At 51.1% G+C, this 18878-nt stretch carries 15 protein-coding genes and 1 pseudogene; 9 read left to right on the forward strand and 7 right to left on the reverse strand.

What is annotated here, in order from left to right:
- The first annotated feature begins 533 nt into the window (after positions 1–533).
- Positions 534–1535, forward strand: a complete 1002-nt coding sequence (locus BUA24_RS00800) for a class I fructose-bisphosphate aldolase (protein WP_072787805.1) — start codon at positions 534–536, stop codon at positions 1533–1535.
- Between the two features lie 137 nt (positions 1536–1672).
- On the opposite strand, the gene BUA24_RS00805 is transcribed toward BUA24_RS00800, so the two are convergent.
- From BUA24_RS00805 to BUA24_RS00820, 4 genes and pseudogenes are all read right to left on the reverse strand, one after another.
- Positions 1673–2848, reverse strand: coding sequence for a GAF domain-containing sensor histidine kinase (locus BUA24_RS00805; protein WP_072787807.1), 1176 nt, complete (start codon positions 2846–2848; stop codon positions 1673–1675).
- Complete coding sequence (locus BUA24_RS00810) at positions 2845–3495, reverse strand: response regulator (RefSeq protein WP_072788024.1); 651 nt, start codon at positions 3493–3495, stop codon at positions 2845–2847. Before BUA24_RS00810 ends, BUA24_RS00805 begins: the two co-directional genes overlap by 4 nt.
- Before the next feature lie 407 nt (positions 3496–3902).
- Positions 3903–4154: pseudogene (locus BUA24_RS13260) on the reverse strand (DDE-type integrase/transposase/recombinase); the annotation flags it as partial.
- Between the two features lie 436 nt (positions 4155–4590).
- Positions 4591–4818, reverse strand: a complete 228-nt coding sequence (locus BUA24_RS00820; RefSeq protein ID WP_072787809.1) for a transposase — start codon at positions 4816–4818, stop codon at positions 4591–4593.
- A gap of 337 nt (positions 4819–5155) precedes the next feature.
- On the opposite strand from BUA24_RS00820, the gene rpe reads away from it, so the two are divergent.
- The 4 genes from rpe to BUA24_RS00840 all read left to right on the forward strand — a co-directional run bounded on the left by rpe (position 5156) and on the right by BUA24_RS00840 (position 11732).
- Positions 5156–5836: a ribulose-phosphate 3-epimerase gene (gene rpe / locus BUA24_RS00825; RefSeq protein WP_178138650.1), complete on the forward strand. Its 681-nt coding sequence runs from the start codon at positions 5156–5158 to the stop codon at positions 5834–5836.
- 6 nt (positions 5837–5842) lie between these two features.
- A complete protein-coding gene (gene tkt, locus BUA24_RS00830) occupies positions 5843–8833 on the forward strand; it encodes a transketolase (RefSeq protein ID WP_143146310.1) in 2991 nt (996 codons plus the stop codon).
- A gap of 115 nt (positions 8834–8948) precedes the next feature.
- The gene (locus BUA24_RS00835; RefSeq protein WP_084660067.1) at positions 8949–9821 is read left to right on the forward strand and encodes a phosphoribulokinase; all 873 of its coding nucleotides are present in this window, start codon (positions 8949–8951) and stop codon (positions 9819–9821) included.
- A gap of 207 nt (positions 9822–10028) precedes the next feature.
- Positions 10029–11732: a N,N-dimethylformamidase beta subunit family domain-containing protein gene (locus BUA24_RS00840; RefSeq protein WP_143146311.1), complete on the forward strand. Its 1704-nt coding sequence runs from the start codon at positions 10029–10031 to the stop codon at positions 11730–11732.
- A gap of 316 nt (positions 11733–12048) precedes the next feature.
- Here the strand turns inward: BUA24_RS00840 and BUA24_RS00845 are convergent, their stop codons facing one another.
- The 3 genes from BUA24_RS00845 to BUA24_RS00855 form a co-directional block, all read right to left on the reverse strand.
- A complete protein-coding gene (locus tag BUA24_RS00845) occupies positions 12049–12834 on the reverse strand; it encodes a sigma-70 family RNA polymerase sigma factor (RefSeq protein ID WP_072787815.1) in 786 nt (261 codons plus the stop codon).
- 115 nt (positions 12835–12949) lie between these two features.
- The gene (locus tag BUA24_RS00850) at positions 12950–13177 is read right to left on the reverse strand and encodes a YgaP family membrane protein (RefSeq protein ID WP_072787817.1); all 228 of its coding nucleotides are present in this window, start codon (positions 13175–13177) and stop codon (positions 12950–12952) included.
- 351 nt (positions 13178–13528) lie between these two features.
- The gene (locus BUA24_RS00855; RefSeq protein WP_072787819.1) at positions 13529–14257 is read right to left on the reverse strand and encodes a VIT1/CCC1 transporter family protein; all 729 of its coding nucleotides are present in this window, start codon (positions 14255–14257) and stop codon (positions 13529–13531) included.
- A gap of 510 nt (positions 14258–14767) precedes the next feature.
- On the opposite strand from BUA24_RS00855, the gene BUA24_RS00860 reads away from it, so the two are divergent.
- From BUA24_RS00860 to BUA24_RS00875, 4 genes are all read left to right on the forward strand, one after another.
- Positions 14768–15424, forward strand: a complete 657-nt coding sequence (locus tag BUA24_RS00860; RefSeq protein ID WP_178138651.1) for a hypothetical protein — start codon at positions 14768–14770, stop codon at positions 15422–15424.
- Between the two features lie 231 nt (positions 15425–15655).
- Positions 15656–16768 (forward strand): C40 family peptidase, encoded by a 1113-nt coding sequence (locus BUA24_RS00865; protein ID WP_072787827.1) that lies wholly within the window; start codon positions 15656–15658, stop codon positions 16766–16768.
- 251 nt (positions 16769–17019) lie between these two features.
- A complete protein-coding gene (locus BUA24_RS00870; protein WP_072787829.1) occupies positions 17020–18033 on the forward strand; it encodes a phosphotransferase enzyme family protein in 1014 nt (337 codons plus the stop codon).
- A 48-nt stretch (positions 18034–18081) separates the two neighbouring features.
- Positions 18082–18846 carry a GntR family transcriptional regulator gene (locus BUA24_RS00875; protein ID WP_072787834.1) on the forward strand — a complete coding sequence of 255 codons (765 nt, stop codon included), beginning with the start codon at positions 18082–18084 and terminating at the stop codon, positions 18844–18846.
- Positions 18847–18878 lie beyond the last annotated feature (32 nt).

Below are 18878 nucleotides of genomic sequence, written 5' to 3' on the forward strand. Positions count from 1 at the left end.
CAAGAGATGGATTAGAAAGGTCACTAGAGACTGGGGTTCAACTAAAGGAACCTGGACTACACCTCCTGGAGATAAAACAGCAACTCCGCTACTAGCTATGGGGACTGCGTAGTAAAGACGACCACTCAGAGATCTACAACTACTTTTGAGAACTCTATAGGAGGATGTCAAATAAGTCAATAACTGGAAATCGCATGGAAATAACGCCCCTAGAATATAAAGTAGTCAAGCGTCAACTACCTTGACACTTACCGGTCCTAGACAACAACGAGAGCCATCATAACGATGTAGATTCCCCTTGTTTTTTGTGACCCTGTAGGAGTGGTGTCTCCACTGAAGCTTTTTTGCCCAATGGACGGTTGACGGATAACTCAGTTACACAGGACAACTATCGAGCGGTTATGGAATTAGCTCACCACCATAATCACCCCTAGAGGTGACACGAGGGTCCAAATACGGATGTAGCGTAGCTACGGCTATGGTTCAGCCGCCACGCACATGTTGCACTTTGGAAACAATCCTTGAGGAGAGATATGACCACCACAACAGAATTAAATAGAATCGCCCTGCAGATGGTCTCTGGCGGTAAGGGAATTCTCGCTGCCGACGAGTCGAGTCCTACCCTTTCAAAAAGGTTTCAAAAGTTAGGAATAGAGTCCACAGAAGAGTCACGAAGACAGTGGCGCGAGATGCTGTTTTCCGCTCCATCCCTATCCAGCTACATATCGGGGACCATACTCTACGACGAGACGTTCAACCAGTCGTTTGCGAATGGAAAATCTTTCCCAGACGCCCTAATAGAGCTCGGTATTCTTCCGGGCATTAAAGTTGATACAGGCGCTAAAGACTTTCAGGGGTTCCCTGGCGAAACCGTTACAGAGGGCCTAGACGGTCTGGGGGCACGTCTCGAGAACTACAGGTCCAGAGGCGCTCGATTTGCTAAGTGGCGTGCCGTCATAACCATTGGTGACAACACTCCGACCACCACAGCCCTTGTTGCAAATGCACACGCCTTGGCTCGTTATGCGAAGCTGTGCCAACAAAACGACATCGTCCCGATCGTTGAGCCAGAAGTTCTAATGAACGGCACGCATACCATTCAGCGTTCATTTCGTGTAACGAGAGCCGCTCTGCTAGAGACCTTCGAGCAGCTTGCACTCTTTGACGTTGTCTTAGACGAGATGGTTCTAAAGCCGTCGATGGTAATCTCAGGCGATAAGAGCGAGGTTAGAGCTAGCGAAGAAGAGGTAGCCATTAACTCTGTCGAGTGTTATCGGCAGTGTGTTCCCGCAGCAGTAGCTGGAATCGCTCTGCTTTCTGGAGGACAACCCGACTCACTCGCTACTTCCCACCTCAACAAGATGAACTCCTTATACAAAAATCTACCTTGGCCCATAACCTTCTCCTACGGTAGAGGTCTGCAGGACGAAGCGATGAGTACATGGCTTGGGGACCCGAGCAATGCAACAAAGGCTCAGGCTGCTCTCCTCAAGCACGCCGAGGCCAACTTCAAAGCAGCACGGGGAGAGCTATAAAAAGGCTACCGCCAAAATCTAGGGCATTGCAGCTACCGACCCCTCGCCTTCCATAGGCTGAGGGGCCGTATGGTATTTTCGCTGAACACAGGTAGCAGAGGGAAGAGAAAACTCTGTGAAACAGAATGCCATCTACTTCAACTTTGAGCAGCTGGCAGATGAGCAAATACAGTCGTTCCACCTCCTGGACGTGAGTACACGTCCAAACGACCACCTAAGAGCTCTACCCTTTCTTTCATACCTAGTATGCCAAAGCTCTCAAGCTTTCGCGCCGCTGATGCATCGAAGCCTTTACCGTGGTCCAGGACCGTCAGGACTATCTCATTGCCAAACTTCTTCAACTTGATCGTTGCTGAAGTGGCACCTGAATGTTTGTTGACGTTGGTGAGAGCTTCCTGCGCAACGCGATACAGGGTCACCTCGACCTCAGGGGAGATCTCTCCTATCTCACCCACATCCAAAGAGATATCAAGCGATGGGTAGATTCGCTTCAAAAACTCAAGAGCACCTGGGAGACCGAAGTCGTCAATCACGGTCGGTCGTAGCGCCGAGATCACCCTGCGCACCTCACTAACAGCCATATTTGCAAGCTCCTTCGATCTTGTAAGCTCGCTTATGAGTTCTTCTTCTCCTCTTGGAGCGACGGAGCTTGCTGCGTCAAGATGAAACATAAGCGAAAGAAGAACCTGGCCCACACCATCATGAACTTCATTAGCTACTCGCCTTCGCTCCATCTCGGTAGCCGAAAGCATAGACTTGGCAAAGCTTGAGATCTCAGACTCCCGTTGCAGGATTCGTGCATGTAACACAGCATTTTCAACTGCGCCCGCAAAGAGATTCGCAACGTCTTTCAGTGGATATACACGGTACTCAAGGTCTTCTACCGACTCTCGCCAGTGCACATTGATCACGCCCACCGCCACATCACTACCTCTTAGCATTGGGACCGATATCAGGCTCTTGTAGTCTTCCCCCTTAAGTTCTGGGATGTAGCGGTAGCGTCTGTCTTCCCACTTGTTTGGCACTACAGCTGGAACCCTATTTCTCGCTACCCACCCAGCTATTCCCTCGCCTAAAGGAAGCTCCACAGCCCCAACTTGCGAGTCAAATGGAGGCGTTGCTCCAATTAGCGAGACCGTTCCCCGTTCGGCATTGACCATATGGACGAAACAAACGTCCGCCTCTACCGCCTCAGCGACCAGTTCGGCTACGCGCGCAGCTAGCTGACTTAGGTCAAGCTGCAAAGACATTGCTTCTGCGATCGCCCTCACTAGCCGAAGCTGCGACGAGCCATAGAGATCTGTTGTTGTCAATGAAAAACTCCCTCACGAAGTGCAACCGCCACAGCTTGGGATCGGTCCTTTACATCCAGCTTCCTGTAGATCGATGAAAGATGCGTCTTGACGGTTTCCTCACCTAAGACCAGTTTTTGGGCGACAGCTCTATTTGATAGACCCTTTACGACGAGACCCAAAACCTCTGACTCTCGTTGGGTAAGACCCAGGTGGGCTCCAGGCCAGAACTCACCCGACTGAAGGCGCGCAGCAAAGAGTGCAACTCTCCCGGCGATCGCTGGGTCAATCACGACTTCGCCGCTAGCTACCCGTTCAAGGTGGCCAACGAGCTCCTCGCCTCCCATCTGCTTGAGCAGGTAGCCCTTGGCACCAACCCTAAGAGCCTGGAACAGGTATTGCTCGTCGTCATAGACAGTGAAGAAAACGACCGGAAGATCCTGGAACCTCCGACCGACTTCAACGCACAAATCGAGTCCGGAATCACCTTTCAGGCGAAGATCCGTTATTACAACATCAATTGCTTCTCGATGCTCCTCGATGCCCTTTAGAGCATCCGAATATGACATGGCGGTGCCAGCTATTGAGACCCTTGGGGCAAAGTGCTTCAACATTGATTCCAAACCATCGAGAATTACCTGATGGTCATCGACCACGAATATACGCAACAAAAGCGCCCCACCTCGTAGACAAGTTCTCAAAGAGAACGTTTCGCCAACTGATATAAAAAGTAAGGATAACCTAGATCAGGCAGTCTTAGTCATAAAAGATCTAATTTGTGAAAGCACAAAGGACGCACTCAGGCGTTGAGTTAACTTATCTTCCAGCAGGGCCCAAGTGAAAGATTGAACCGCCCCGGGGTTTATGGATACTCAGTCATCTGTGAGCCAAGCGGTCCACAGCATGCTCTTAGGCATAGTAGAGAGCCTCGTACTCGGTAGGCGAGATTATCTTGATCGCAAAGTGCAGCCTGGTTGTGTTGTACCAGTGCACCCATTTGCAGGTCTCCCATTCAACGGCCCTCTCGTCTCTGGCACCCCCACTGCCCTCGTGAGCTCGGTCTTGTAGAGGCCATTCATCCTCTCTGCAAGCGCATTGTCGTAGAAGTCGCCGGTGGTGCCACCGAGGGTCGAAGACCAGCGGCGAAGAGAGTGGCCGAGTAAGAGACTGAGAGGTACTGCACGCCTCGATCCGAGTGATGGACGAGCTCGTCGGTGCGCCCTCGTTGGCCAAGCGCCATATGCAGGGCATCAGTGGCGAGCTCGCTTGCAAGCGACCAAGAGACCTTCCACCCGATGATCATCCTTGAAAAGACATCGGTGATGAAGGCGGTGTAGGCTCATCCGGCTCGTGTCTTGCCATAGGTGATGTCCCCACAGCAGAGCCGGTTCGGCCCATCTAGCGTGAACTGTCGCTTGACGAGGTCCTCTGGCCGCGCTCGCAACTCATCAGCAATGGCCGTGCGCAAGTGGCCCTCGCCCCGGGTGGCACCATGAATGCCTAGTTCGTACATGAGCTGCTCCACGGTGCAGCGAGCCACCTCGTGGCCGGCGCAATTAAGGGCCACCTAGAGCTTCTTGGCTCAGTACACGCTATGGTTCGCCTCGAAGGTCTCGGTGATGAGGACCTTGAGATTTTCGTCTCGGAGGGTTCTATTTGAGGGCGCTCTCCGCTCATAGGCGTAGTAGGTCGAGGGGGTGAACTTGAGCACCGTGCAGATCGGCCGGACCCCCAGCGTGACCTGTTGGCGTCGATGAACGCCACTACTTGCTTCGTCTAGCTCCTGGTCGACCATCCAGCTCGGTTGCGAAGAAAATCGATGCTGCCTTGAGGATCTCATTTGCCCGCCTAAGCCTGGTGTTCTCTTGCTCGAGCGCACGCATAGGATCCTTGGCCTCCCTCATCATCTCGTCATGGTCACCGGCATCGATCTTCGCCTGACGTACCCAGTGGCGCAGGGTCTTTGCGCTCATGCCAAGCTTGTTTGGCATCGAGGCGATCGCCTCTCACTGCGAGGGATACTCCCGTTATGGTCGTCCACCATCTGTATCGCCCTCTCCCATATCTCTGCTTCAGTACCTCTTTAGTTGTGCCATCGTAACTCCATCCTCTTGGGAGTAGGAGTCTCTATAAGACCCGGGGCGGTTGGCGGACCTATCACGACAACTCTCACCATATAAATCACCCCAATAGGTGAATAGACGAATTTCTAGTTGAAGTAGCTTTTTAGGACAACATCTAGGTCAGGATTAGGCTTGCAGATCCCTATACACAGCGGTATAGAGGCTAGCCACCCAAAAGTTTCTTCAAGTAGCAGGAGGTCCCAAAGTGGCATCAGAACGTATCCAGATCGTACCCTCGGTGCTCCCTTGTGACTTCGGTGCGTTAGGTTCAGACCTTGAGCGTTTGGAGGACGCTGGTGTGGACAAGATCCAATTTGACGTTATGGACGGTCACTTCGTGCCCAACCTGACCTTCGGAGCCGACGTGATCAAGTCGTCTCGCAAATACTCATCACTTCCTTTTGAGGCGCATCTGATGATTGAGGCACCCGAAAATACCCTAGAGCGCTACGTGGATGCTGGTTGTGACCTGGTAATCGTGCATGCAGAAGCCACAACACATCTCCACAGAACGCTTAATCAGATTAGAGGGCTAGGAGCTAAATCAGCGGTTGCATTGAACCCCGCTACACCTCTTTGCGATATCGAATATGTACTTACGAGTTGCGACATGGTTCTGATAATGACAGTAAACCCTGGGTTCGGTGGGCAGGCCTACATAGCGGAGATGGAACCAAAGATCGCAAGACTAAAAGAGATGCTTGAGTCACTAAAACTTGACATACCCATAGAAGTAGATGGTGGAATTTCACCAAAGACCGTCGAGGGAGCTGCTCGTGCCGGAGCCACACATCTGGTATCGGGCTCTTCTATCTTCAGTTCTCCTCTCGGACTAAAGGCAGCCGTAGCGGAGTTGCGAGAGCTCGCCGAGACAGCCTCAAAGTAGGTTTATGTGACTTTAGGGAAAGGTAACGACATCACGATGGAACATAGCGATCACTATCGAAACGAACTTTTAGAAAACGATCTCGAACTACTGACTGCCCTAAGAATGCTGTCGATAGACCAGGTTGAGGCGGCAAATTCGGGTCATCCAGGACTGCCGCTTGGAGCCGCTCCAATCGTCCATACTGTCTTTTCTAGATTTTTGCGTTACGATCCTTTTGATCCAAGTTGGGTAGGTCGTGATCGATTTGTACTAAGCGCCGGGCACGGATCTGCATTGCTTTACGCCACTTTGTACTTATACGGATCCAGCCTAGGAATGGACGATCTTAAGCAGTTCCGCAAGCTCGGTTCAAAGACGCCGGGGCATCCTGAGTTCGGCCACACGCCTGGGGTTGAAACCACGACCGGGCCTCTTGGTCAGGGAGTTGCCACATCCGTAGGGATCGCCCTTGCACAGAAACTACTTGCAGAACAGGCCTTTCGCTCGGATCCACTTGGCAGCGACCTTCTCAACCAAAGGACTTACGTTCTCGCTTCCGACGGTGACTTGATGGAAGGGATCTCACACGAGGCCGCATCCCTCGCTGGAAATCTCGGACTCGACAATCTCGTTGTGCTCTTTGACTCCAACAACATAACTATCGACGGACCAGCTTCCCAGAGTTGCACCGACGACGTAACTATGCGCTTTGGAAGCTACGGTTGGAAGACCTACGAGGTACACAACGGCAACGATATCGAAGAGATAAGCCAAGTGCTTCGAAATGCCCTGGAAGAGCAGAACTCACCGGTACTGATTGAGGTCAAGACAACCATAGGATCAGGATCACCAAACAGAGCCGGAACGTCAAAGGTCCATGGATCACCCCTTGGCAAGGAGGAGACGGCCCTCACTAAAGCGGCATATGGATGGAGCTATGGATCCTTCGAACTCCCAGAACACCTAGAGAGAGTCCTCACCGAGTTCAAATCTCGTCGCCAACAAGACCGTCAGAGGTGGGAGTCGGCTCTGCATGACCTCGGAGAAGGGCTATATAACCGGGTAAACGAGTCCCTAAAGACCAAAGAGCTTCAAGCCCTACCCACAACTGTATTCAACACTGGGGCAAAACTCGCCACCCGAAAGGCATCGAAAGAGGTTTTAGCTGACCTCTGCGGACAAGACCATCGGATAGTAGGGGGAGCGGCGGATCTAGCAGAGTCAAACGGGGTTGACCTGGGACTTGAAACAATCAACCGATCTTCACTGGCCAATCACACCTCAGGTCAGCTTATTCATTTTGGAATCAGAGAACACGCCATGGCTGCTTGCGCAAATGGTCTGGCGCTATCAGGAAATATAAGACCATTTTGCTCTACATTCCTAGTCTTTTCAGACTATTTACGACCGTCGCTCAGGCTTTCTGCCCTTATGTCGCTTCCCGTTATCTACATCTTCACCCACGACTCGATAGCTCTTGGTGAGGACGGTCCCACCCATCAACCCGTGGAACATCTAAGCGCCCTTAGAGCTATACCTAACCATATCGTTCTTAGACCTGCGGATGCTAACGAGACAAAGGCTTGCTACGAGTTCATTACCAAGCTAGATAGTTCTCCCGTGTCGCTAATCCTAACCCGCCAGGACCTCGAGATCCTCGAACCAACACCAGGACACTGGCTCTCAACACAGGGGGCAAGGGTTGTACAAGGTACAGGCACTGACCAACTCACCATCGTAGCATCCGGTTCCGAGGTCCAGCTTGCATTGGAAAGTGCACGTCTGATCGAAGATCGATTTGATGTGAACGTACGCGTAGTCTCAGTGCCGTGGAGGGAGAGATTTCTGTCTCTTGAACGTGATGTCTTCGAACAGTTGGTCCCGCCGAATACGCCCGTGATAGTGATCGAGGCCGGCATCGAACAGGGGTGGGAGTCCCTCTCTTCACGTGGAACGTTTATCGGAATGAACTCATTTGGAGCCTCGGGGAGCAAAGACAGTCTGTTCGAACACTTTGGATTCACCCCGAATCAAGTTCTAGAAGCAGCCTCCGATCTTCTTTCAGATCAGCCTTCGAAGGTAGCAAACGATCTGCTACTAGCGACGGAGTTGGCAGCCCTTCACTGTCAGGACTACGTCGGCAAAGGTGAGAAGAATCAAGCTGATCACGCCGCAGTTGAAGCTCTAAGGAACTCCTTAGCGTCAGCTAGCTTCACAGGAACGGTTGTGATTGGGGAGGGTGCCAAGGACGAGGCACCAATGCTATATGAGGGAGAGGTGGTAGGTAGCAGCTCCCAAGACGCCCAGCAGCTTGATATAGCGGTCGATCCCCTCGAAGGCACGAACTACGCTGCCAAAGGAACCGACGGGGCGATATCGGTCATAGCTGTAGCAAAGAGAGGCTCCATGCTTCCGATGCCGGCCTATTACATGGAGAAACTGGTAACACGTTTCGGTAGCTACGATGAGCTTTCTTTAGACCGGCGCTTGATCGAGAACCTTGAGGTCATCGCTGCACACAAAGGGGCTCCCCTTTCTTCACTTTGCGCATATGTATTGGACAAGCCAAGACATAAAGACGCTATCGCAATGATGAGAGGCGCTGGAGTTAGAGTAATACAAGCTTCCGACGGTGACGTATTAGGCTCGCTTCGAGCACTGCTTCCCATGGACACCGTTGATCTACTCTATGGAATCGGTGGTGCACCCGAAGGAGTAATCTCAGCCGCCGCCACCCGAGGTCTAGGCGGATACATGATCGCAAGACTAACACCTCAAAGCGAGGAGGAGACAGCCTCCCTAGCATCGTGGAACCCAGGTTGGAGCTCGATGCGATTTACAGCAAACGACCTGGTATCTGAGGAATCAATAATGGTCGCAACTGCTGTTACATCAACATCTATCATCCGAGCACCTGAGCGGTTGGACAACGATGACCTACTGCTTCACTCCGTTGTTGTGGAGAACGGAAGAATCAAATTCATCTCAAGACCATCAAGTTCTATGGAGGAGTAAAGATTTGCAAACCCCTGAAGTAGTTCAAAGTTCACTTCGAAAGGATCGTCAAGTGCCCTACCGCCAAGCCCAGATACAAAAGCACAGTACAAAAGGTGGTCCATTGCATGTGCCTATGCTGGCCATTGCAGGCGACTCTGCCACCGGTAAGACAACGCTGTCTCACGGACTAGCCAAGGCCTTAGGACCTGAAAAGATTACTTGGATGTGTACCGACGACTATCACAAGTACGATAGACAGGAACGCAAGGATCTACCCTTTACGCCACTTCACCCTGACTGTAACTACCTGGAGATAATGGAACAGCACCTCCAACTCCTTACCCTCGGTCAACCCATACTGAAGCCCATCTACAACCACGACACTGGCACCTTAGACCGCCCAGTACTCGTCCATCCCGCCCAGTACGTTATCGTGGACGGCCTATTTCCACTTTGGTCAAAGTTGTCAAGAGCTTGCTTTGATGTAACCGTATTCCTAGACCCTCCTGAACACATAAGACGGCAGTGGAAGGTATATCGAGATGTGACCAAGAGAGGGTACACAGAAGAGCAGGTGCTACGCGATCTCGATAAAAGAGAGCCAGAGTCCGAGGCCTATATCAGACCTCAACGAAAACATGCAGACATTGTCATTAGGTTTGCTCCAGTTGAGGGCGCAGCAGACTCAAAGGCGTTGAGCGCAACGATACTGCTTAGACCCACCATACCCCATCCCGACCTCTCCGACGTACTCTCTAATGACTCCAAGGGTGCCCTTCACATGAAGCTAATCAGAGATGACGACGGTAAACCGGTGGACGCTATTCACGTCCATGGTCACGCTAATAGAGAGGCATCGAGAGAGGTGGAAGAGGCGATCTGGTCCAAGCTGGGGATCGACGCTCCTGTGCCTGACTGTCTTGGAGAGATAGAGGGCGGTAAGCGCAGTGAACCCCTTGCAATTGCACAACTCATCTTGCTTTATCATCTCCTGTTGGTGTCCTGATACCTAAAATCGTGCTCACCGTCCAACGGACACCTCGGTGCCGATGGTTACTTTGGTTTAGGTTGATTCTTAGGAAGATGAATAAAGGCCAACACAGACACAGTCCTACCAAAGTGGCTGTGTCTGTGTATTTTTGTCTAAGGATCAGCTGATGAACTATCGCCGTAAACGGGTCGCTACTGCGCTATGCTGAGCGGTCGAGTCGATATGAATTCAAAGCCCGCACATCATAAAAAGTCTTCGGCAAGTAACAATAGGGCGGTACTAGCTCTCGCTGCAGGTGTCATGCTTTTCGGAGTCCTCTTTGGATCTCTAGCTCTTGTAGAGTCGGGGTCCACCAATTCAGCCACAAAGGCACCCACCACTAATTTGCTTGGGCACCAAGCTAAAGGGCGTAGCGATCGAAGCATCGCCAAGATTGAAACCTATCTGTCCTCATACGGGGTTGTCTCATCGCAGATCGTCGCTCAAAATCAACTTCCCGGAACTACTTCATGGCAGCTAGCTAACACAGGTGCACCTGGATACGTCCAAGGATTCGCTGACAAAACGTACGCCAGGATCGGCGAAAAGGTCACTTTATACATCTCTTCAACAGCCCCCACTTATCAGGTATTCGCCTATCGCATGGGTTATTACCAAGGCAAGGGAGCTCATTTGGTGTGGAGTTCTCCTATGGAGAAGGGATTTGTCCAGGCCTCCTGCCCCCTGACACCTGTGGTGAATATGGTATCTTGCGACAATTGGACTCCATCTCTCACTGTAGATATCACCAAGAACTTCTTTCAAGGTGACTATATTTTCAAGCTGGTTGGTTCTCAAGGCCAGCAGTCCTGGATACCCCTAACGGTTTGGGATCCAGCGTCCAACGCTACCTACTTGATAAAGAACGATGTTTTTACATGGCAGGCCTGGAACCCGTACGGTGGTTACGACTTCTATGTAGGTCAAGGGTCGTGTCCCTCGAACCACTACCCCCTCTGCAGCCGTGCGAGAGTCGTCTCCTTCGACCGGCCCTACGCTTACGGCGGTGGAGCGGCTGACTTCATGGTCAATGAGTATCCTCTCGTCCGATTTATGGAGAAACACGGCCTGAACGTCGCATACGCAAACGACCAGACCGTTATCGAACACCCGAACATCCTCGAAAAACACGCAGCCGTTCTATCTCTAGGACACGACGAGTGTTGGTCATACAGGGAAAGAGTTGCAGCCACCAACGCTCAAAATCATGGAGTTAACTTCATATTCTTCGGTGCTAGCGCAATGCTTCGCCACGTTCGACTACAGCCTTCTCCGCTAGGACAAAACCGTGAAGAGGTGGACTACCGCAACTCCTATAAGGATCCCCTGTACGGCAAAGGCAATCCGCTGGAAGTTACAGGTAACACATGGATGTCGCCGCCTGCGTCTTGGCCTGAAACTGGTTTTGTTGGAGAGTCATACGCTGGTTTTCTGCTAAATGGAGCCACTCCTGCCCCATTTGTGGTTGCAGACGCTTCGGCTTGGATCTTCAAAGGCACTGGCTTGAAAGATGGATCAGCAATACCAGGGGTGTTACAGTCCGACTTTGACCACTTCTACACCCCAAACCCTCATCCGAACAATCTTCAGATACTCGGACACTCCCCCATACCGATCAGTCGCGTCGTCACAGATCTGGGAACGCAAAATGGGTACGCTTACTCAGATATGACTTACTACACAACGGCAAACTCAAACGCAGGTGTATTTGACTCGGGAACCAACAACTGGATCAACTCCCTAAACTCCTGTGGCTCGTCGACTGCCAACTGTCCCGCAACTTACACCAGAAAAATAACCGCAAATCTGCTTTGGCTCTTCGGTCAAGGGCCTACGGGCGAACTAGACCCGTCGACGGCAAACTTTTCTACCTTCTACCCCTCTTAGACGCCCATTTCCAAAGGTCTACATAGACAACTTTGTTAACTCTAACTTGAGAAATAGTCAATATCCACCGCACGCTACCTAGGTAATCTACTTATACGAGTCACGATAACCATTCAACACCCAACTACAACGCTTACTCGGGTTGAATTGGGTCACTTTCGGCTTCAAGATAGGCTCAGAGAACCTCTGCAAGAAGCATATGGACAAGAGGGAGTCCGACTTTATCCGCAACAGGTCACCGAGGATCCCAACTTACGCGCCTCATAAAGGTACAGCCGAAGATCCCAAAGAACTAGCGCTTTGGATCCCCAAGCATCTATCCGCCAATGGAGAGCTTTGCCAAAACTCTATCACGGATCTCGCTCGGCACGTCATCATCGCCCTCACAGAGGTCGCCCAAGACTCTTCTAAGCCCCACCAAAGATCTGTAAAGCGGGGGACAAGTTGTACAACTACTCAAGTGTTGTTCCAAAGCGTTCCTTTGTCGCTGAGCAAGGGAGTCGTCTAAGTAGTCAGAGATCATCTGCCTACTCTCCCAACAACTAAGACTCCCGGTATCGGTAGACAACTTCGAAACATCTACACTCTTTAGTGCCGTTAGGAGCATCATCCTTCCCCTAAGGATTCGCTGCTTTATCGTCGACAAGGAGGCGCCACAAAGCTGAGATATCTCCCTGGCTGATAGACCCTCTGCGTCATGGAGGATTATTGCCGCTCGATAGTTATAGGGGAGGCGCCTTAAGGCTTCTCTAACCTTCATCTGTGTCTCTTTCCGAATCAGATCGGCCTCAATGTCAACGCTGTACTCCGAGTTCATCCACTTACCTACAACTTCATCAACACTTAGCTCCTTTGAGTCTGAGCGCACCTTATCCACTGCGATGTGATAAAGGATCGAATGAAGCCAGGTTGCCAAAGAAGACTCTTGACGGAACTGGTCCCGTTTTTCCAAGGACCGAACAACCGTCTCCATGACCAAATCCTCCGCATCGGAGGAGTTACCTGTTAGAGTTACTGCATATCTCAGCAGACCGTCGATGGTATCCCCAAGTTGTGAGCCAAATACGTCCAAAGGCGACACGCCGGCCCCTTGAGACACCATAGAAACTTCCTCCCTTCTACCGCAGTCGCCCACACGGACGGAACATATGACTATATCCCCTTCACTTAGTTATAGCGAACTTCGATGAAGGGGTAAGGTCCCGCGGTAATAGTAGCTACTTTGCCCTTACAGATTCTCTGCTAACCGACTTTGTGGTATCGATGTGAAGCAAAGTGTAAAGAGGGCAGTAGCCACTAGCTCCCGTCACAACGAGCACAGCCGTCACAGCCAGCGCCACATAACTCCAGATACTTCCGAATCCGACGATAGCTGCCACCACAACCAAGAAAGCCGCCAAAGCGAAGCGGATATTGCGATCTGTCTTGCCTACTGTCTTTTTCATTTCTACTCCTTTTCCTAACTCTTTACCACATAGACGGAAAAGCGATGGTAAAAGATACAAAGTCAGTCACATTTGTTGTCTCATCAGCAAACAACTCGTCTATCCCTTATCGTCACCTAATGTTGCGACGCAGATCTCAGGGTTGATAAGGTACAGTTGGTGAGGTTAGGACAGCTTTAACATGCAGCCAGACATGACACCAGCCCTTTAGCCGTGTCTCAACCGCCAACTCTTATGAGTTGTATTGGGATCTTGCATCGCCAGTCGATGTACTTGAGTTGGTAGCGACGTAAAGCTATGCCTAGTCAGATTCGAGATCTTCGGAGCTAACTCTTAGAAGACACTGCTCGACTATAGCTGACCTCCACCGACGAGGTAGCCCACCAGATAGGTCAATGCACTTGCGAGGGCAGAGAGACCTAGCTGCCTAAGCGCTGAGACTGCATAGGAACGGCCGGTAAAGTACGCCAGTGCCGCACCCACTACTAAAGAGGCGACCGCCGTCATGAGGATCGAAACCGTTACCGCCGTTGCGCTGCTGAAGAAGAGCCAAGCCACCAAAGGCACGAAGGCTCCAACTGCAAAGGAAGCAAACGAAGACAACGCTGCCTGCCACGGAGATCCCAAGGAGCCCGTACCCACCCCTAGTTCCTCCATGGCATGAACCTCTAAAGCAGTTCTTGGCTGAGCCATGAGAGCCTTCGCCACCTCCATCGCTAGTTCCTTAGACAAGCCTCTTCTTTCATAGAGGTTTGCTAACTCCTTGGTCTCCCCGGCAGGATCACGCCGAATCTCCTCTTCCTCAACTGCGATCTCTCTACTTATAAGCTCACCCTGCGCTTTCATGGATATATACTCGCCGATAGCCATCGAACAGGCTCCTGCCATCAGTCCTGCAAAACCCGCCAGCCTCACTGCCGCTGCTGACGGATGAGCCCCAGCAACTCCCAAAATCAAAGACACGTTAGTAACCAGACCATCAGAGATGCCAAAGACGGCCGCTCTTTGAGCACCGCCTGTTACATCGCGATGACCACCGTGTATATCTACCTCATGTTCATCTGCGGACTCTGCCTTCATGGCTCCCTCTCTTTCCCCGATTCGTTGTGTTTCCCACCCTTGTATGTATGTCAATGCGACCTATGACCCTCATACAGAGCCGATGACCGTAGCATGCCATAGGAAACCTCGTTTAATAAATCCTTGCGTAGTACCTAAGAGCGCTCATAAAATCATGTGTCCTCACGCATAGCATGAAGAAAAGGTCGTAACCTTCGCCGCATCCCTGCACGATGTTTAAAGCTTACTAAGACAACACGTCATGGTGGCCAAGATGAATTAAACTTCAAACAAAATTTACTTTCTTGTAGGCCATAAGAGGGGTTTTCGACCTCGATCCATCTCCTCATCAAGGCATACCCGTTGGAAGCTGCCACAAAGCAGGTGGACCAAGATAGGGAGGTCTATCTTCAAAGGTCGCATCCAATAGTCTCGGTAATGGGCCTTAGATGTTTCCAAAGTTGAATCTATATACTTCAAGGTGTGCAACTCACCCCAACTATGAGACATCGGAACTTGAGAAAACATGAGATGTTGCAGAGATCTTGCCTCATGGTTTTCGCTCTAGTTCTTGCGGGATGCGGTATCAATAAAACCGTTTCAACATCAACTTCTTCAACCTCTACAACTTTGGTAGGACAGGTAGCAAACCCCTTCACGGTTGCAAACTACCTGAGGCTAACAGGATGGGCGAACTACTCCTTTATCTCAACATCGGGTGCTAACACAACCACGCCCAACAAAGTGATTGGTGAGGTGTATGACCCGTCAAACTTCAGGGTTTATATCAGCTCTACCGGTGTAACCACTATTGCTGCCAGTGGTACAGCCTTCGACGTGGTTCACAACAGGGTTACCGAGATCAAGCTTCCAAAGTACTATCTAAACCAGATGGGAGTCGGCGCAGCTGCATCGTTGTTTGTCAACGGTCTTCGTTCTGTCGGTGAGTACTTGCAGCGTGATGGTTCGTGTACGGTCTTAGGTCGCGTCGGAGATCTATATCTAGAGGGCAACATGCTAGCTAAGGTCTCTCTTACCACCCGGGCGTGCATCGACAAAGAAACTGGGGCTCTGTTGTCGCTAGAACAAGGGCTAGGCGGGGTGTCGTCGCCACAGTCCCAGACGTATCGATTTGAAGTAACCAGCATCGGGGAAACAAGCCCAATAACCCCCCCAAAAAATCTCTAACAGAGATCTATACCCACAGATCTCACATCGTTGCGTCAGCTAGCTGACAGCCAAAGCAAGATTTTTTGATATTTACGCCCTATGGATATTCCCAGCTCAGGTACTTAGTCCGTTGCATAATTAGGACAACCAAATCCTTTGCGAGCGCAAATCTCCCAAAACACCTGCTATGGTGGTTTCGATGTGCGTCGAACCGGATGACCCGATCAGTCGAGAACAGGTGGACAGCAGATGAAAAAGACGATAAAGGTGCTTGCACCGGCGCTAGTCGCTATTGCTCCCTTTGTGCAGCAAGCTTCCTCAGCCCCTAGCGCTCAGGCGCAAAGCATCTCTTCGTTGCAGGCGGAAGCATCAAATATTGCCAGCCAAATTGCTCAGCTCAACAACGAGGTCGCCGTATACGCCGAAAAGTATGACTACGCCCAGAGTCAGCTGCAGCAGATTAACGGCGATATCTCACAGGTAAAAGGGCAGATCATCTCCGAGCAAGCCAGAGTGAAGGCGATAAAGCAACAACTCTCCCAAGAGGCTATTGATAGCTATATGAACATGGGTGGTGCGTCTACTGTGATGACAGTGCTACAAGGCACTGAAACGCAGGCGACGCTCTCGCAGTCGTTCCTGTCCACTGTATCTATGAATCAGCAGGACTTGGTTACCAGCTACCAGCAGGCCACGGCGCAACTTGCTCTCGAGCAGGCCAAGCTGGCATCTGAGCAATCTCAGGCACAAGTCGAGCTAAACCAGGTTCAAAGTGCGGCTCAACAGGCGCAAAGTGCAACTACTCAAGACCAATCTCTCCTGGCCAGCATCAAAGGCCAGATCGCTACCTTGGTGCAACAGCAGCTGCAAGCGCAACAAGCTGCTAAGGAGAAGGCTGCACAGGCAGCCCTTGCACAACAACAGGCTCAGACTCCGCCACAAAATAGCACACCTGCGGCCACCCAGCCCAACTACAGTGCATCTTCTACAAGCGGATCAATATCACAAGCGATGCAGATTGCCGTCAATGCAGCTCTCAGCATGCAGGGAAAACCGTATGTATGGGGAGGCGCAAGCCCATCGACAGGCTTTGACTGTTCTGGATTAGTTATGTGGGCGTATGCACAGGCGGGAATATCGCTTCCGCATAACGCAGCGATGCAGTACGAGGCGACTCAAAGAATAAGTTACTCTCAGCTACAACCGGGCGATCTCATTTTCTTCGGTATGTTGCCTTACCATGTCGCCATCTACATTGGCGGGGGCATGGAGGTCGTAGCTGACGATCCCCAGTGGCCAATCCACGTGGTACCCATTAGCTTTGACGGGACACCTTCGGCCTTCGGGCAGGTAACAGGGTAGCAACGACCAACTACCTAATGACAGGATCTGCCTTGTAAGGTACTTGCACGGAGCTGTAGCGATGAGAGATTCGACGCATCACCCACACCCACCTTTAGAACAGGATCTCTGATCATAAAGATGGCGGTCAGGGCTCTGAAACAAGTATGGCACCCAAAAATACACTAGACAAACTTGGATCACTTCAACTATCTTTGGGTCAGGCGCTGTAGGACGCTACCCTAGTCAATAAACACGGTAGGTTAGTACACGTGATCTCTGCTTCTACAGACGAGGACTGGGAGCTGGCTAACGAGGCTCTCAAGAACTACGACACCCCACCAAGCGCTAAAGTTGAGTTACTAAACGTCTCCGAGAACAAGACCTACAAGATCTCCTTCGATAACGAGCCGAAGTTCGTAATCAGGTTACACAGAGAAGGGTATCACTCTAGAGCTGAGATACAATCTGAACTCACATGGATTCAGTCGATCCATGGATCGAACACGGTGTCTGTACCTTTACCTATCTTGAATCGCAAGGACGAGTTGATCACTACGATCCAAACCCCCTCTTCAAATCACCGTCGCTTTGCAGTAGCCTTCAACTTCGTAGAAGGAGTAGAGCTCGAGGAGGACGACTCGGCAGATCACTTTGAGACTCTCGGATCGATAGCAGCCCAACTTCACAACCAAGTTATAGCGTGGGAACCACCGAGAGGCTTTCGTAGATTCTCGTGGAGACTGAAAGACGCCTTTGGAGCAAACCCGAGATGGGGCGCTTGGTCCAAAGGTGTGGACAAAGAAAAGTACCCTTACCTCAAAGAGGCCGTAGATAACGTGAGCAGAGATCTCCATCGATACGGAGTCTCCTCAAAGGTATTTGGACTCGTTCACGCAGATATGCGTCTATCAAATGTGATATGGGTCAAAGAGAGCTACTCGCCTACCCTCATCGACTTTGACGACTGCGGTTACAGCTGGTACCTCTACGACTTAGCCACTGCTATAAGTTTTTTCGAACACAAAGACATCGTGCCAGAACTTATAGGACGATGGATCGTTGGGTACGAACGCATCAGAAAGCTTGACAACGCTGATAAAGAGGCGATCTGGCCACTTGTTTTATTTCGACGTTTCCTATTGCTTGGATGGATGCAAACTCATCCTGAGGTAGAGATCTGCAAGCGACTTCAAGGAGAATATTTGGACGGAACGCTGCATCTTGCTATCCGCTACCTCGAGCACAAGCTTCCAAGTTTTTCTCGCTCGGTACGATATCCATGATGTTGCACCTGAATTTGTAACACCGATTGTGTACGATTAATACTGTAGATGCAAGATAACGACATACAACCCACGAACATAGAGTCTCGATCCCGCGACCGCAGGGGTGCAGAAGAGATAGCACTTCTAATCTCTGACCTCATCGCCTCAGGTGAGATCGGACCTGACAGAAGGATCGGTACAGAGAGGGAGCTTGCAAGGCGCTTTGGAGTGACACGGAATCTATTGCGAGGCGCTCTTAGCATGTTAGAAGAATCTGGCACCATTCGCAGGGAAAAGGGGCGCAACGGGGGTACTTTCTTAAACGACAAGAGACTTGAACGAGACCTCTCTTCTATCGTGGGTCTTCCCCAGTTACTAAAGGCGCAGGGTATGGTGGCAGGAACCCGAGTGATTCGAACCGCTCTCACTGAAGCTGACGCTCTCGTAGCCAATCAACTCGCTATCGATATAGGTGACTACATCTTTGAGATCACTAGGATAAGGCTCGGGAACGGGCTACCAATCTCTCTCGAACACATGGTATTACCGGCCGACAGATTCCCGGGCCTCTTAGACAAACCACTGGGCGGTTCTTTGTATGAGTTACTCGCAAGCGACTACAGCGTCAAGCCTTTGGAAGCCACAGAGAGGATCGAAGTGCGGCCAGCCGAACCATCAGAGAGTCAGATACTCTCGGTAAGCACAGGGTCTCCCCTATTTTATGTAACGCGCATAACAAAGGATGTAGACGGACAGCCATTTGAGCTTTCGCACGACCTATTCAGAACCGATCGCGTCCTCATATACGTAAAGTCCTTCGGATCAAACTGATCGTGATAGAGACCGGGTCGAGACGACCTGCA

Source organism: Ferrithrix thermotolerans DSM 19514 (assembly GCF_900128965.1).
GTDB classification, from domain to species: domain Bacteria; phylum Actinomycetota; class Acidimicrobiia; order Acidimicrobiales; family Acidimicrobiaceae; genus Ferrithrix; species Ferrithrix thermotolerans.